The sequence below is a fragment of the Sphingomonas sp. PL20 genome, assembly GCF_017875905.1.
Lineage (GTDB): Bacteria > Pseudomonadota > Alphaproteobacteria > Sphingomonadales > Sphingomonadaceae > Sphingomonas > Sphingomonas echinoides.
Genome location: NZ_JAGINH010000002.1, coordinates 1,036,711 through 1,051,211, shown reverse-complemented (window position 1 = coordinate 1,051,211; position 14,501 = coordinate 1,036,711). Strand labels below are relative to the sequence as shown.

General features: G+C 64.6%; 11 protein-coding genes and 1 tRNA gene. 7 read left to right on the top strand and 5 right to left on the bottom strand.

Annotation, left to right across the window (positions count from 1 at the left end; translation table 11 throughout):
• Positions 1–63 precede the first annotated feature (63 nt).
• On the bottom strand, positions 64–807 hold the full coding sequence (locus H4W01_RS04990) for an NUDIX hydrolase (protein ID WP_209610135.1): 744 nt from the start codon (positions 805–807) through the stop codon (positions 64–66).
• Positions 804–1,652, bottom strand: coding sequence for an oxygenase MpaB family protein (locus tag H4W01_RS04985; RefSeq protein ID WP_209610134.1), 849 nt, complete (start codon positions 1,650–1,652; stop codon positions 804–806). The genes H4W01_RS04990 and H4W01_RS04985 overlap by 4 nt, the downstream gene beginning before the upstream one ends.
• Positions 1,653–1,870: 218 nt before the next feature.
• On the opposite strand from H4W01_RS04985, the gene H4W01_RS04980 reads away from it, so the two are divergent.
• Both H4W01_RS04980 and H4W01_RS04975 read left to right on the top strand, forming a co-directional pair.
• Positions 1,871–3,673: a CocE/NonD family hydrolase gene (locus tag H4W01_RS04980; protein WP_334685412.1), complete on the top strand. Its 1,803-nt coding sequence runs from the start codon at positions 1,871–1,873 to the stop codon at positions 3,671–3,673.
• Positions 3,674–3,737: 64 nt separating this feature from the next.
• Positions 3,738–6,545, top strand: coding sequence for a bifunctional YncE family protein/alkaline phosphatase family protein (locus H4W01_RS04975; protein WP_209610132.1), 2,808 nt, complete (start codon positions 3,738–3,740; stop codon positions 6,543–6,545).
• Positions 6,546–6,569: 24 nt separating this feature from the next.
• Here the strand turns inward: H4W01_RS04975 and H4W01_RS04970 are convergent.
• Positions 6,570–6,645: transfer RNA gene (locus H4W01_RS04970), tRNA-Ala, on the bottom strand.
• A 155-nt stretch (positions 6,646–6,800) separates the two neighbouring features.
• Here H4W01_RS04970 and H4W01_RS04965 point away from each other — a divergent pair.
• Positions 6,801–7,802 carry an NADP-dependent oxidoreductase gene (locus H4W01_RS04965; RefSeq protein ID WP_029623058.1) on the top strand — a complete coding sequence of 334 codons (1,002 nt, stop codon included), beginning with the start codon at positions 6,801–6,803 and terminating at the stop codon, positions 7,800–7,802.
• A 45-nt stretch (positions 7,803–7,847) separates the two neighbouring features.
• Here H4W01_RS04965 and ypfJ read toward each other — a convergent pair whose 3' ends face one another.
• Positions 7,848–8,762, bottom strand: a complete 915-nt coding sequence (gene ypfJ / locus H4W01_RS04960) for a KPN_02809 family neutral zinc metallopeptidase (RefSeq protein ID WP_209610131.1) — start codon at positions 8,760–8,762, stop codon at positions 7,848–7,850.
• A gap of 142 nt (positions 8,763–8,904) precedes the next feature.
• Here ypfJ and H4W01_RS04955 point away from each other — a divergent pair, with 142 nt between their 5' ends.
• The 3 genes from H4W01_RS04955 to H4W01_RS04945 all read left to right on the top strand — a co-directional run bounded on the left by H4W01_RS04955 (position 8,905) and on the right by H4W01_RS04945 (position 11,634).
• Positions 8,905–10,068 (top strand): patatin-like phospholipase family protein, encoded by a 1,164-nt coding sequence (locus H4W01_RS04955; RefSeq protein ID WP_010408030.1) that lies wholly within the window; start codon positions 8,905–8,907, stop codon positions 10,066–10,068.
• Between the two features lie 20 nt (positions 10,069–10,088).
• Positions 10,089–10,874, top strand: a complete 786-nt coding sequence (locus H4W01_RS04950) for a 3-hydroxybutyrate dehydrogenase (protein ID WP_209610130.1) — start codon at positions 10,089–10,091, stop codon at positions 10,872–10,874.
• A 76-nt stretch (positions 10,875–10,950) separates the two neighbouring features.
• Positions 10,951–11,634: a DUF4893 domain-containing protein gene (locus tag H4W01_RS04945; protein WP_010408023.1), complete on the top strand. Its 684-nt coding sequence runs from the start codon at positions 10,951–10,953 to the stop codon at positions 11,632–11,634.
• On the opposite strand, the gene H4W01_RS04940 is transcribed toward H4W01_RS04945, so the two are convergent.
• Positions 11,631–12,581 carry a cation diffusion facilitator family transporter gene (locus tag H4W01_RS04940; RefSeq protein ID WP_209610129.1) on the bottom strand — a complete coding sequence of 317 codons (951 nt, stop codon included), beginning with the start codon at positions 12,579–12,581 and terminating at the stop codon, positions 11,631–11,633. The two genes, H4W01_RS04945 and H4W01_RS04940, sit on opposite strands and share 4 nt — an antisense overlap.
• A 323-nt stretch (positions 12,582–12,904) precedes the next feature.
• On the opposite strand from H4W01_RS04940, the gene H4W01_RS04935 reads away from it, so the two are divergent.
• Entirely contained in the window at positions 12,905–14,455 is a 1,551-nt protein-coding gene (locus H4W01_RS04935; RefSeq protein WP_209610128.1) for a polysaccharide lyase family 1 protein, read from the top strand.
• The last annotated feature ends 46 nt before the right edge of the window (positions 14,456–14,501 follow it).

Below are 14,501 nucleotides of genomic sequence, written 5' to 3'. Positions count from 1 at the left end.
CGCTCCATACGCCAGACGGGCGCTTTCGTCACCCCCGCGCGATTCGGGGACGGAAACGGGGTCCTAGCCGCGCATCACGTCGCCAATCGGCTCGGAGGTTATCGGATAGCCGAGGTCGTCGGGAATGCAGAGATGCTCCTCCCCGTCGCGCTGTTCCACCCACGGGGTCACGGCGCGGATTTCGTGCGCGGCGGCATGGGCGGCGGCGGCGGCAAAGCTCTCGAATTGCGCCAGCCGCTCCAGATTGCGGCGAGTCGGGAAAATGATGCGCACCCGCCCCGCATCGGCATCGTCCAGCACGCCTTGCGCGCTCGACCAGAAAACGCGGACATTCTCGGTATCGTCGACCACCGCCTCGGGGCCACCGAGCGACGCCTGCGCCAGATAAAAGCGCGTATCGAAAATGCGCGCAGGTGCGTGCGACGGCAGCCAGCGCGCGAACGGCACGAGCTGCGCGGGGTCGAGCGCAAGATCGAGATCGCGCAGCGCTGCCCCGATCGCCTCGCCGCGGTGGAGCGCCGCGCGCAATTCAGCGAAGGTCGCATCAGGCATCGGCGGCAGGCCGATGGGCAGGCCGACCTCCTCGATCGTCTCGCGGATCGCGCCGATGCGGGCGGCCATATCCTCGGGCTCGCCACCCAATTCCAGCGCAAGTGCGCGGTCGCCAGGGTCGATCCGCCCGCCCGGAAAGACCAACGCGCCCCCTGCAAACACCATCGCCTTGGAGCGTTCGACAAAGAGGAGTTCGGGCACCGCCCCACTGTCCCGGAACAGCACCAGCGTCGCGGCGGGGATCGCTTCGGTCATGCGCGGAACGCCCAGCGCAGGGTGCTGGCGATGCCAAAGGTGCCAGCGCGGAGCAATGGCCGACCAAGCTGCGGCTGGGCGAGCCCGTGCATGGTGCGCGCCCAGCCCGGCAGCAAATCCACCCCCGCCTGCAAGGTCATCGCCTGAAACGGCCCCGCCGCGAGCGACGGCGCAGGCTGATCGAGCAGAACATGCGCCACGTCGCGCGTTCGGGCATCAACGCGCAGTTGCGGCCGCATCGCGGTCATGATCGCTTCGGCCTCGGCGCGGCTATGCGGCACGGGCGACACGCCCAGCGGCTCGGCAATGCGGGCCATTTCGGTGACATAACGGTCCTGATCGGCGCGGCTCATCGTGGGCTCGCCATAGCGGATCCAGCCGTCCAGAAAGCACAGCACCTCGCACACATGCACCCAGGCGAGCAGATCGGGATCGCTCGCGGTGTAGGGCGTCCCGTCGGGCAAAGTACCGCCGATATTGTCATGGATTCGCCGCACCTTGGCGAGCATTGCCCGTGCGTCGTCCGGCGCGCCGAAGGTGGTGACGGCGATGAAGCGCGCGGTGCGGCGCAAGCGCCCCTGCATGTCCTCGCGAAACCCCGAATGGTCCCATACCCCCGCCAGCACCTTGGGGTGCAGCATCTGCAGCAGCAGCGCGGCAATCCCGCCGACCAGCATCGAGGTGACGTCGCCATGCACGCGCCACGCGACCGAATCCGGCGGGAACAGTGCGTCCGGGCTGCGCTCGACCGGCGTTTCGCCGCGCGCCTTGTCGTTGAACAGCGCGCGCACTTGCCCGACGATGAGCCCTTTCAGCGGACGGGTCAGGCGATCGGTTGGCGACATAAGCGGCATCGTGCCTGAATGGTTGGGACGGCGATAGGGTCCGTGTCGATCCACAATCACCCTGCCCGCCCTCGTCCCGCAAAATTGCTTCCCCGCTTTCCCGGCGCGTGGCTATACCGTGCCATCATCCGTCATTTCGCGAGGCTCCATTGCGCATTCTTCCGCTCACGCTTGCCCTGCTTGCCACGCCCGCTTTGCTATCGGCGCAAACCGCGCCGATGACGCCCGACACCGTCGCGGTGTACCAACAGGTCCGCCCGCAAGCCGATTACATCCGCCGCGAAGTGATGGTGCCGATGCGCGACGGGACCAAGCTGTTCACCGTTATCGTGATGCGCAAGGGCACGCATGGCGGCCCGATCCTGCTCAGCCGCACGCCCTATGATGCGGGCAAGGCGACGTGGCGCAATCCGAGCCAGAAGATCGAGGAAATCCTGCCGATCGCCGATGCCGAATTCGTCAATGACGGCTATATCCGCGTGTATCAGGACGTGCGCGGGCTGGGCAAATCCGAAGGCGACTATATCACGACGCGCCCGTTGCGCGGACCGCTCAACCCGACCAATGTCGACCACGCCACCGATGCCTATGACACGATCGACTGGCTGGTGAAGAACGTGCCCGAGAGCAACGGCAAGGTCGGCATTACCGGCTCCTCCTATCTCGGTTTCACCTCGCTGATGGCGCTGATCGACCCGCACCCCGCGCTCAAGGCGGCGGTGCCGCAAAGCCCGATGGTCGATGGCTGGGTCGGCGATGACTGGTTCCACAATGGCGCGTTCCGTCAGCCAAATTTCGATTACATCGTCGGCCAGACCGCCAAGAAGGGCGGTGCGATCGCTGACGGCACCGGTGAGGATTATGACGCCTATCTGAAGGCCGGGTCGGCAGGCGACTTCGCGCGTGCATATGGCATCGACATCTTCCCGGCGATCCGCAAGCTGATGGAACATCCCGCTTACGACCCGTTCTGGCAGGAACAGGCGGTCGACGTGCAGCTCGCCAAGCGCAAGCTGACCGTGCCGACGATGGTCGTGGTCGGCGAATGGGACCAGGAAGACAGCTATGGCGCGCCCGCTGTGTTCAAGGCGCTGAAGGACAAGGATCCGAACGCGCCGATTTCGCTGGTGATCGGGCCGTGGCGGCATAGCGGCGTCAATTATGATGGCAGCAGCCTGGGCGCATTGCAGTTCGAGGGCGACACCGGGCTGCAATTCCGCCGCAACACGATGAAGCCCTTTCTCGATCGCTATCTGAAGGACACCCCCGCCGACACCGAGCCGACCCCGGCGGCGATCACCTATGCCAGCGGGATCAACCAGTGGCAGTCCTTCGCCCATTGGCCAGCGGGCAAGGCGACGCCGCTCTATCTCCAGGCGGATAACAGCCTCAGCTTCACCGCCCCCGCCACGGCTGGCCAGGAACGCTATATCTCCGACCCGGCCAAGCCCGTGCCGTTCGTCACGCAGCCGGTGCATATGAAGGATCGCGCGGTATGGACGACGTGGCTGGTCGCCGATCAGCGCTTCGTCTCCAGCCGCTCCGACGTGCTGAGCTATCAGACGGCGGTGCTCGACAAGCCGCTGCATATTGCGGGCGCGCCGCAAGTCGATCTGTTTGCCGCCACCAGCGGCACCGACAGCGATTTCGTCGTCAAGCTGATCGACGTCTATCCGGAGGAAAACAGCGCGCACCCGGCGCTGGCGGGCTATCAATTGCCGATCGGCATCGAAATCTATCGTGGGCGCTATGTCCATGGCCGCGCCACCCCCGCCGCGCTGAAGCCGGGCAAGGTCGAGAATTACAAATTCGGCCTGCCCAATGTGAACCACGTGTTCCTGCCCGGCCACCGCATCATGGTGCAGGTGCAATCGAGCCTGTTCCCGCTCTATGATCGCAACCCGCAGACCTTTGTGCCCAACATCTTCAACGCCAAGCCCGGCGACTATCGTGCGGCAACGCAGACGATCGTCCATGCGCCGGGCGCGGCAAGTGCGGTGTGGCTGCCGGTGGTGGAGTGAACGGCACCGCGTCTTTTTACCGTAGCATCATGTCGCTAGGCCACGCTCACTAGGAGACCCTGCAATGCGCCGCGCCCTGATCCTCGCCTCGACCGCCCTCGCTCTGTGGGGTGCCGGGGTTGCCACGGCGCAGGATCAGGGCACGGCGCTACCGACCGGGCAAGCGCTCACCCCGCTCGCAGCGCCCGGTGCGCGCTTCGCACCGCTGGTGGCGCGCACCGGCCCCAACCCGGCATACATCGCGGATGGCGCGGCGGCGATCGCGGTAAGCCCGAATGGACGCGAGATGCTGGTGCTTACCAGCGGTTTCAACCGCTATAACGGCCCCGACGGCAAGCTCGTCCTGGCCCAATCCGGCCAATATCTGTTCCGCTACCGCATCGACGCCAAGGGGCCGACCTGGCTCCAGACGCTGACCATGCCCAACAGCTATTCGGGTGTCGCCTGGTCGCCCGATGGCACGCGCATTCTGGTGGGCGGCGGGGTCGATGATGTCGTCCATGTCTTCGAAAAGAGCGCCAGCGGCACCTTCGCCAGCGTCGGCAAGCCGATCCCGCTCGGCCATAACAAGACCGGCAATGGGTCTGAGGTGTTGCCGCAGGCGGCAGGCGTCGCGATCAGCCCCGATGGCACGCGCGCGCTGGTCGCCAATTATTACAATGATTCGGTCAGCCTGATCGATCTGAAGCGCGGCACCGTGCTGGTCGAACAGGATCTGCGCCCGGGCAAGATCGACGCCGCGCAAGCTGGGGTTGCAGGCGGCGAAAACCCGTTTGCGATCGTGTGGCGCGACGCCACCCATGCCTATGTCTCCGCCCCGCGCGACCGGCAAATCGTCGCGCTGGAGGTGACCGGCGACGCGATCAAGGTTGCCACGCGCATCGCGACGCTGGGGCCGCCAACGGCACTGCTGCTCGATACAAAGGCACGGCGGCTCTATGCGACCGAGGACAATGCCGACCGGCTCGCCGTGATCGACACCGCGCAGGACCGATTGGTGATGGAACCACGCCTCGGCTTGCCCGATGCGTTGGGCGCGACGCCGGGCAAGGGCGTAAACCCCAACGCTCTGGCGCGGCTTGCCGACGGGCGGTTGCTGGTGACCTTTGGTGGGATCAACGCATTGGCGGTGGTGGCCCCGGTCGATCAGGGGATGCAAGTCCAAGGATTGATCCCGACTGGCTGGTATCCCAGCGCCGTCGCGATCAGCGCGCAGGGCAATCACGTCTTCGTCGTCAACCGCAAGAGCCCGCCCGGCCCCAACCCGCTCGGCTGCGCGCCCAAGCTGGCGGTGCAAAAGGCGCAACCGACCGCGTGCGGGGCCGCCAACCAATATATCTTCCAGCTCGAAAAGGCCGGGCTGCTCGATTTCCCGCTGCCCGCCCCCAAGGCGCTGGTCGCGACGACGCTGCAAGTCGCGCGGAACATCGGGCTCGATGCCGCCCCGGCGCGCGCCGCCGCCGAAGCTAAACTGGCGGCGCTGCGCGCGCACATCAAACATGTCGTGTTCATCGTGAAGGAAAACCGCACCTACGATCAGGTGTTGGGCGATCTCGAAAAGGGCAATGGCGACCCCAAATTGGCGATCCTGGGGCAGGCGCTGTCGCCCAACCATCATCAGCTTGCGCGCCAGTTCGTCACGCTCGACAATTTCTATGACAGTGGCGAGCAATCGAGCACCGGCTGGACCTGGACCACGGCGGCGCGGGTGCCCGATCTGCTCGAAAAGAACGCGCCGGTAAACTATGCGCAGCGCGGCCTTGCCTATGAAGCCGAGGAAGCCGATCGCTCGATCTATACCGCCCTGACCCCAGCCGAGCGCCGCGCGGTCACCCCCAAGGCACCGACCGACCCCGATGTGCTGCCCGGCCCCGCCTTGCTGACCGCGCCCGATGGCGATGATGATGCCAGCGCTGGCCAGGGCTTCTTGTGGAATGCGGCAATCCGCGCCGGGCTGAGCGTGCGCAATTACGGGTTCTCGGATGCGTCGATCTACGACAAAGGCGAGCCCGGCGCGAAGCCGCTGGAGCGCGAACCCGCCAAGACCGGCACGCGCATCTACACCCCGGGCGACCGCCTGCTCGCCAGCCGCAGCGACCCGTATTTCCGCGGCTTCGACCAGAAGATGCCCGATTACTGGCGGATGCTCGAATGGCAGCGCGAGTTCGACGCCGCCGATGCCGCCGGCACGGTGCCGGCGCTCACGCTGTTGCGCCTCAGCCATGACCATTTCGGCGACTTCAAGGACGCGATCGACGGGGTGAACACGGTCGAGACCGAGATGGCCGACAATGATTACGCCGTCGGCCGCGTGATCGAGCGGATCGCCGCCAGCAAGGTCGCCGATTCGACCGTCGTGTTCATCATCGAGGATGACGCGCAGAATGGGGCCGACCATGTCGACGCACGGCGCAGCATCGCCTTCGTCGTCGGCGCGCATGTCAAGCAGCAGGCGCTGGTATCGACGCGCTACACCACCGTCAGCCTGTTGCGGACGATCGAGGCGCTGCTGGGGCTGAAGCCGCTTGGCCTGAACGATGCGCTGGCACTACCGATGGCGGACGTGTTCGACCTGACTGCGACGCCGTGGAGCTACCGTGCGACGGCGGCTTCGGTATTGAAGACCACGGCCTTGCCGATCCCCGACGACCGCTATGCCGTCGCCGCGCGCGTCTGCCCCACGCACACCGCGCAATATTGGGCGGACGCGATGCGCGGGCAGAATTTCGCGCAGGAGGACCGGCTCGATACCGCCGCGTTCAACACCGCTTTGTGGCGCGGGCTTGGTAGCGGGCCGGAGCCGGTGGTGCGCAGCGGGGCCGATCTGCGGCAAGGCCGCACGGCGACCACGACCGCCGCAGGCTGCTCATAAGGCAGAGAAACCAAGAGGATGGCGTGGTGGAGCTGAGGGGAATCGAACCCCTGACCTCTGCAGTGCGATTGCAGCGCTCTCCCATCTGAGCTACAGCCCCGCACCACGCCCCGGCCCTCTTTTCAGGCGGGAATGCCGCCTTAACGGGGCTTTTCCGCCGATGCAACATGCCGCAACCGCACCTGCGCCCTTTTTCGTTGCCAAAGCGCGCGCCGCGACATACCCCACCTTCGAAAACACGATGGAGGAATGCCGATGTCCCGCGCCTGGAGCCTGAAATCCCGTCCCAATGGTATGCCCGTGGCAAGCGATTTCGAACTGATCGATTTGCCCACGACCGCGTTGAACGACGGCGAAATGCGCATTGCCAATCGCTGGCTGTCGGTCGACCCGTATATGCGCGGGCGCATGAACGACGTGAAATCCTACGTTCCGCCGTTCGCGCTCGGCGAACCGATGCAGGGCGGCGCGATCGGCGAAGTGATCGAGAGCCGTGCCGAGGGGTTTGCGGTTGGCGATGTGGTGCAGCATTTTCTGGGCTGGCGCGATGAGGCGGTGCTGCCTGCGACACAGGTCCAGAAACTGCCCGCGCTCGGCGTACCGCCACAACAATTTCTGGGTTTGCTGGGGATGCCGGGGATGACCGGCTATTTCGGCCTGCTGCATGTCGCCGAGGCTAAGGCAGGCGACGTGGTGTTCGTCTCGGCGGCGGCAGGCGCGGTCGGATCGACCGTGGTGCAAGTCGCCAAGGCGAGCGGCATGACGGTGATCGGCTCCGCTGGCGGTGCCGACAAATGCGCGCTGGTAAAGGGGCTCGGTGCCGATGCGGTGATCGATTACAAGAGCGAGGGGCCGTTGCTCAAGAAGCTGCTGGCGGCGCTGCAGGGGCTCGGCAAGGACGGCATTGACGTCTATTTCGACAATGTCGGTGGCGAGCATCTCGATGCCGCGCTGGCGACGGGCAATCTGCACGCACGCTTCGCGATTTGCGGCATGATCGACATCTACAATACGTCCAAGCCGACCGAGTTGCGCTATCTCGCGCGGCTGATCGGGATGCGCATCCGCATGACCGGGCTGCTGGTCAGCGACCATATGGGCAAGACGGCGGAATTCTACCGCGTGATGGGCGGCTGGCTGGCCGAGGGCAAATTGAAGAATGAGGAAACCGTGTTCGAAGGCCTCGACGCAATGCCCGACGCGTTTTTCGGCCTGTTCACCGGCGGCAACACCGGCAAGATGCTGGTAAAGCTCTGATCCTTGACCCTCTCCCGCGCCAGCGGGAGAGGGCTTTCGCTTCGCTCAGAGCGCGCCCGAAAAGGTATCGCACTGATTGGGGTCACCCGTTTCCATCCCCTTGCGCAGCCACGCCATGCGCTGCGCCGAGGTGCCGTGGGTGAAGCTGTCGGGCACCACGCGCCCTTGCGATTCCTGCTGCAACGTATCGTCGCCAATTGCGTGCGCCGCAGTCAGCCCTTCCTCGAGATCGCCCGGATCGAGCCGATCCTTGTTCTGCGCGGCCCACACGCCAGCATAGCAATCCGCCTGCAATTCCAGTTTGACCGAAGCCTGATTACCCTGAACTTCACTGCCGCGTTGCTGGATCGCCGCCACCTTGTCCGACGTGCCCAGCAAATTCTGGATGTGATGGCCAAATTCATGCGCAATCACATAATCCTGCGCGAAATCGCCCTTCGCCCCGAAGCGATTGGCGAGTTCATCGAAAAAGCTGGTGTCGAGATAGATGCCCTGGTCGCGCGGGCAATAAAACGGCCCCATCGCGCTCTGCGCAGCCCCGCAACCCGAGCGGCCATCACGCGCATAAAAGACCAGCTTGGGCGGCTCAAAGCGCGCGCCGAGCAGCTTTGCCCAAGTCTTGTCGGCCGAACTGAAGGCATTGCAGGCAGCGAGGCTCTGCGCGTTTAGGCGGCAACTCGATGTCGTGTCGGTGCCCGCCTGCTGCTGACCGACCTGCGCGGTCGGCGCGGACAGTTGCCCGCCGCCGCCGCCGAGCATCCCCAGCCCTCCGCCGAAAAAGAACAGCACCGCCAGCAACACGGCGACGCCGCCGCAGCCGAATCGGCTGAACACCAGCGGCAGCAAGCCGAAGATCAGCCCGCCGCCACCACCCCCGCCAAAGCCGCCCAAGCCGCTGCCGCCGCCCTGACCGCGTTGATCCTCGACGTTGATGTTGGGGTCGAAATCGTCGAGGCGCATCGCAAGGGGTCCTGAGGTCGTTGCCGCTGCCGCATGAATGCGCGGGGACGGCGCTGGTTGCAACGGCTATGGCGCGCTTGGATGACGTCCATTTCATCAAACTGTCGTTGATCCTGCAGCGCAACGCGCGCATGTCCGGCGCATGGCCGATTCCGAGACGATCACGCCCAAGCGCCGCTCCAAGGCGCTGCCTTTGCCCGAGTGCGTGGCGTTGGTGTTGCAGGGCGGCGGCGCGCTCGGCAGTTATCAGGCGGGCGTGATCGAAGGGCTCGCCGCGAGCGAGATCGAGATCGATTGGGTCGCGGGGATTTCGATCGGCGCGATCAACGCCGCGATTGTCGCGGGCAACCCGCCGGCCCTGCGCGTGCAGCGGCTGAACACCTTTTGGGACCTGATGACCTCGGCGCTGCCGAGCTTCCCGCTCTTCCCCAATGACCATATCCGCGAATTCGTCCACGAATGGTCGGCGGGATTCGTGCTCGCGGCGGGCGTGCCGGGGTTCTTCAATCCCCGCTTCCTGTCGCCAATGTTCGCCGTACCCGGCACACCCGAAGCGATCAGCTTTTACGATAGCGCGCCCTTGGAAAAGACGCTGAACGACCTGATCGACTGGGATTTGCTCAACAACGGCCCGGTGCGGCTGTCGGTTGGCGCGGTCGATGTCGAAAGCGGCAATTTCAACTATTTCGATACGACCGAAACCCGGATCGATGCGCGTCACATCATGGCCTCGGGCGCTTTGCCGCCGGGCCTGCCCCCGATCGAGATTGACGGGCGACTGTGGTGGGACGGCGGGCTGGTGTCCAACACCCCGCTGACGCACGTGCTCGACCATCAGCAGGGTCCGCTGCTCGCTTTTCAGATCGACCTGTTCGCGGCGGCGACCGAGCGGCCGCGCACGATCATGGATGTGATGGCGCGCGAAAAGGAAATCCGCTTCTCCAGCCGCACCCGGCAAGTATCCGACCAGGTCATGCGCATCCGCCGCGACCGCGAACTGGCACGGCGCGTGCTCGCCAAATTGCCACCGGAACTGCACGACGACCCCGACGTTATCGCGCTCAAGGCGCAATCGAACGAGGATCCCGTCAACCTCGTCCACCTGATCTACCGCGCCAATGCCTGGGAGGGCGGCAGCCGTGATTTCGAATTTTCCGCCCGCACGATGCGCGAGCATTGGGAAGCAGGACAGGCAGCGGTCGCCGAGACCATGGCCAATGCCGAACTGGTTGCCGAGAATATCGAAACCGGCCGCAGCGCCGCCTTCGATTTGACCGTGAAGCACCCCACTCTACCAACCCTTTGAATCGCAACGGAGACTCCGCCATGTTCCTCAAGGGCAAGACTGCCATCATCACCGGTTCGACCTCGGGCATCGGCCTTGAATATGCCAAGGTCTTCGCCGCCGAAGGTGCAAGCGTCGTCATCAACGGTTTTGGCGATGCCGCCGCGATCGAAACCGAGCGCGCCAAGCTGGAAGCGACCAGCGGAGCGAAGGCGCTGTACGACGCCGCCGACATGACCAAGCCCGAAGCGATCGCCGCGATGGTGAAGCGCTGTCACGATGAACTGGGTGGCCCCGACATCATCGTCAACAATGCCGGCATCCAGCATGTCGCCAAGATCGAGGATTTTCCGGCCGACAAATTCGAGGCGATCATCAAGATCAACCTCAATTCGGCCTGGTACATGATGCAGGCGGCGGTGCCGTTCATGAAGGCGAAGAAATGGGGCCGGATCATCTCTACCGCCTCGGCGCATTCGCTCGTCGCCAGCCCCAACAAATCGGCCTATGTCATGGCCAAACACGGCCTGGCCGGGCTGACCAAGACGATCGCGCTGGAAACCGCGACCGATGGCATCACCGTCAATTGCATTTCGCCGGGCTATGTGTGGACGCCTTTGGTCGAAAATCAGATCCCCGATACGATGGCCTCGCGTGGCCTCACGCGCGATCAGGTGATCAACGACGTCCTGCTCGAAGCGCAGCCGACCAAGGAGTTCGTGACGGTCGATCAGGTCGCCGCGCTCGCCTTGTTCCTGTGCCGCGACGAGGCGAAGTCGATCACCGGCGCGAACCTTTCGGTCGACGGCGGCTGGACGGCGGCCTGATCGGGTAGCCATGGCCTTGGCAACCTCCGGTCGGCATGGTTAGGTATAGCCCTATCGCAACAGGGGATCGGTCGCTTTGAAGGTTTTAGCCCGAATCCTTGGGTCCGTCTTATGCGCGCTGCCCGCCGCACTGCTCGCTGGGTGCGGCGGCAAAGCCAGCAAGACGGTTGAAGTCAGCATTGCCCCCCCGCGATCGCTGCGCGGCACCGCAGCCGCCGAGGTTGACTGGCGGCACGTGGCAACTGCGGAAGACCGGACGCGCTTGCGCAACTGGCGCCAGGCGTGGATCGATGCCCTGGCCAAGGCGCAAGGCAGCGCCAAGGCGGCGGTTGTCGCCTCGGATTCACTGCTGTTCGACCCCGACCGGGCGCTGAGCGGGGCGATGCCGCCGCCCGGCAACTATCTGTGTCGCGTCATTAAATTGGGTGCGAACGGCACCGCGATGCACGATGTCACCACATACCCACCGGTCGATTGCAAGGTCGACGATGAGGGCGAGGTGTCGAGCCTGTACAAGGTTTCCGGCGCACAGCGCCCGGTCGGGCTGCTGTTCCCGGATTCGCAGGCGCGCACGATCTTTCTGGGAACGATGGTGCTGGGCGACGAGACCAAGCCGCTGAGCTACGGCCAGGACAGCAACCGCGACATGGCCGGCTATCTCGAACGGATCGGCGAAAAACGCTGGCGGCTCGTGCTCCCGTATCCGCGCTTCGAATCGTTGCTCGACGTGGTCGAGATCGTCCCCGCCCCCAAGCGCTAACGGGGCGGCCCCGCCGGAAGCGTGGCGGCATTCTCGCGCTTTTCCGGCCGGATGTAGATGGACGACAACATCGGTTCGGCGGCCTTCAGCTCGGTCTCGATCGTCTCGATCAGCGTCTCCGCTTCGCCCATCGTGATCTGATCGCGAAAATCGGCGCTGATCGCGACGAAGATGCTGTCGGGCGCGGTGTGGATGGTGCGGACATGGTTGACGGCGGTGATTTCGGGCCGTGCCGCAACGATCGCGCGGACCTTGGCCACCACCGCCGGATCAGCCCCCTCGCCGATCAGCAGACCCTTCGCCTCGCGCGCGAGCAGCGCCGCGACGATGCCGAGGATGACGCCGATCACGATCGACGCCGCGCCATCGATGCGCGGGTCGCCCCACATCTGGCTGGCCCATACGCCAACCCCGGCGACGATCAGACCCGCAATCGCGGCCGAATCCTCGAACAGCACGATGAACCCAGCCGGGTCCTTTGACTTGCGGATCGCCGCCCACCAGCCCTTGCCGCGATTGGCGGCGGCAAATTCACGCACCGCGATGAACCACGATCCGCCCTCCAGCGCGAACGAAACGCCCAGCACGATATAATTGACCAGCGGATCGCGCAGCGGTTCTGGCTCCAGAATGTGGACCCAGCCTTCGTAGATCGACACGCCCGCGCCCACGCCGAAGATCAGGATGGCGACCACGAAGCTCCAGAAATACAGCTCGCGCCCGTAGCCGAACGGATGGGCTTCATCCGGCGGGCGACGCCCGCGATGCTGGCCGTACAGCAGCAGGAGCTGGTTGAAGCTGTCGACGACCGAGTGGAACCCTTCGGTCAGCATCGCCGAGGAACCGGTGATCGCCGCAGCCACGAATTTGGCCAGCGCAATGCCGAGATTGGCGAACAGCGCCGCGATGACGACGAAATTGGTTCCACCTTGCTTGGATGCCGACATGGATTTCCCTATTTTTGGACCCCGACCTTTGGAGATGGCCAACGCATAGCGCGGCGGCTCGGCACCAAACAGCCCAACCGTCACACACTTTATTGACACCGGTATCAACGCGGTTAATCTTATCCACGAAAACAAGAATCCGCAGCGACGGATCGGTAGAGGATGCCGGGAGGAAGGGACGAAGCGACGTGCGGAGCAAGGACCGCGCACGCGAAACGCCCTGGATCACCCGCAAATCAGAAGTGCAACCGTACCGGTTCGGCGGGAAACCCCTGCATGACACCGGTGTCTGGTATGGAACGTTGATACAGGGGAGAGCGATCATGACCATCAAAGCGGTGTTATTGGTAACGGCAGCAGCCTTGGCGCTGGTCGGCTGCGGGGATTCGAGCAACGGCGGCGGCGTTGCTGTCGTTAGTGGTGGCACCACCGGGAGCACACCGACGCCAAGCCCGGCGACGCCAGCGCCAACGCCTGCGTCCTCGCTGGGGGCCGATGGCTGGGCGGCGACCGGCACCGGCACGACCGGGGGTGACGGCGCGGTGGCGGCCAAGACCTATACCGTCACCAATCGCAACGAGTTGATCCAGGCGCTCTACGGCAACACCGCCACGATCGCCGCCGATGGCAGCTATACCGGCACGCTCGATCCGGCGAAGAAGCTGATTTACGTGAAGGGGCGGATCAGCCTCAACGTCAACCAGGCGCTGACCGAACAGACCGCCGACGATTACATCAAGGGCAGTTGCGCGAGCACGACCTATGGGTTCACCGCCGAGGCCGCGCTGACCACCGCCTATCTCGCCGCCTATCGCCCGAGCGTTTATGGCAATGCCAGCTTGCCGATCGGCAATCCCGAGAGCGCGCGCGTCTGTGCGGCGGCGCTGCAAAAGAAGGTCGTGCAGATCTTCGTGCCGTCGAACACCTCGATCATCGGCCTGGGCAGCGATGCCAAGCTCGTCCACGGCAACCTGATCCTCGGCACCAGCAGCGCACCGATCGACAATGTCGTGGTGCGCAACATCACTTTTGAAGATGCGTTCGACTTCTTCCCGCAATGGGACCCGACCGATTCCACCACCGGGCGCTGGAACTCGGCCTATGATCTGATCTCGGTCCTGTATGCGACGCATGTCTGGATCGACCACAGCACCTTCAGCGATGGCGCACGGATCGACCGGTTGTATCCCTCGGTATGGACCGAGACGGTCGGGGCGGTGAATTACACCGGCAGCGACTTCAAGGTGCAGCATCATGACGGGCTGATCGACGTGACCAAGCTCGGCAATCTCGTCACGATTTCGAAGAGCTATTTCTTCGGCCATGACAAATCGTTCCTGATCGGCGGCACCGACACTGCGAGCAAGACAGCAGAAAACCCGAGCGTGCTGAAGGTGACCTTCCACGACAATTATTTCCAGGGCCTGCGCCAGCGCATGCCGCGCGTGCGCTTCGGCCAGGTCCATGTGTACAACAATTATTATGAGGTCTCGCTCGACCAAACCGCCGACGAACCCTTCCTGGTGGCCTGGACCGTCGGGCAAAGCGGCAAGATCATCGCCGAGAACAACGCCATCATCACGCCGGGAACTGCGGGGACCGTCAGCAATCTGTGGAGCATTTCGGTCAGCGCCGCGCGCACGAGCGGATGCATCACCACGGGTTACACCGCCGATGATTGCGCATCGACCTTTGCCGATTCGGGCACGCAATTGAACGGCGTTACCGTGGATGTCACCACCCCGCTGCGCGCCTCCAACGCTGCCGTCACCGCCAGCACCTGGTCGCCCGCCGCCAATTACAGCTATGTGCTCAAGCCGACCACCGGTCTGATTGGCACCGTCATCGCCAATGCGGGCGCGGGCAAGCTCTGACACCAGGGTCGGCCGAACACGGGCGCGTGCGTAGTTTCCGAAGCTA

Excerpts from the sequence above, each read along its gene's own strand:
- H4W01_RS04955 (WP_010408030.1), top strand. The coding sequence starts at position 8,905 with ATGGCCGATTCCGAGACGATCACGCCCAAGCGCCGCTCCAAGGCGCTG.
- H4W01_RS04975 (WP_209610132.1), top strand. The coding sequence starts at position 3,738 with ATGCGCCGCGCCCTGATCCTCGCCTCGACCGCCCTCGCTCTGTGGGGT.
- H4W01_RS04965 (WP_029623058.1), top strand. The coding sequence starts at position 6,801 with ATGTCCCGCGCCTGGAGCCTGAAATCCCGTCCCAATGGTATGCCCGTG.
- H4W01_RS04935 (WP_209610128.1), top strand. The coding sequence starts at position 12,905 with ATGACCATCAAAGCGGTGTTATTGGTAACGGCAGCAGCCTTGGCGCTG.
- H4W01_RS04985 (WP_209610134.1), bottom strand. The coding sequence starts at position 1,652 with ATGTCGCCAACCGATCGCCTGACCCGTCCGCTGAAAGGGCTCATCGTC.
- H4W01_RS04980 (WP_334685412.1), top strand. The coding sequence starts at position 1,871 with ATGACGCCCGACACCGTCGCGGTGTACCAACAGGTCCGCCCGCAAGCC.
- H4W01_RS04950 (WP_209610130.1), top strand. The coding sequence starts at position 10,089 with ATGTTCCTCAAGGGCAAGACTGCCATCATCACCGGTTCGACCTCGGGC.
- H4W01_RS04990 (WP_209610135.1), bottom strand. The coding sequence starts at position 807 with ATGACCGAAGCGATCCCCGCCGCGACGCTGGTGCTGTTCCGGGACAGT.
- ypfJ (WP_209610131.1), bottom strand. The coding sequence starts at position 8,762 with ATGCGCCTCGACGATTTCGACCCCAACATCAACGTCGAGGATCAACGC.
- H4W01_RS04940 (WP_209610129.1), bottom strand. The coding sequence starts at position 12,581 with ATGTCGGCATCCAAGCAAGGTGGAACCAATTTCGTCGTCATCGCGGCG.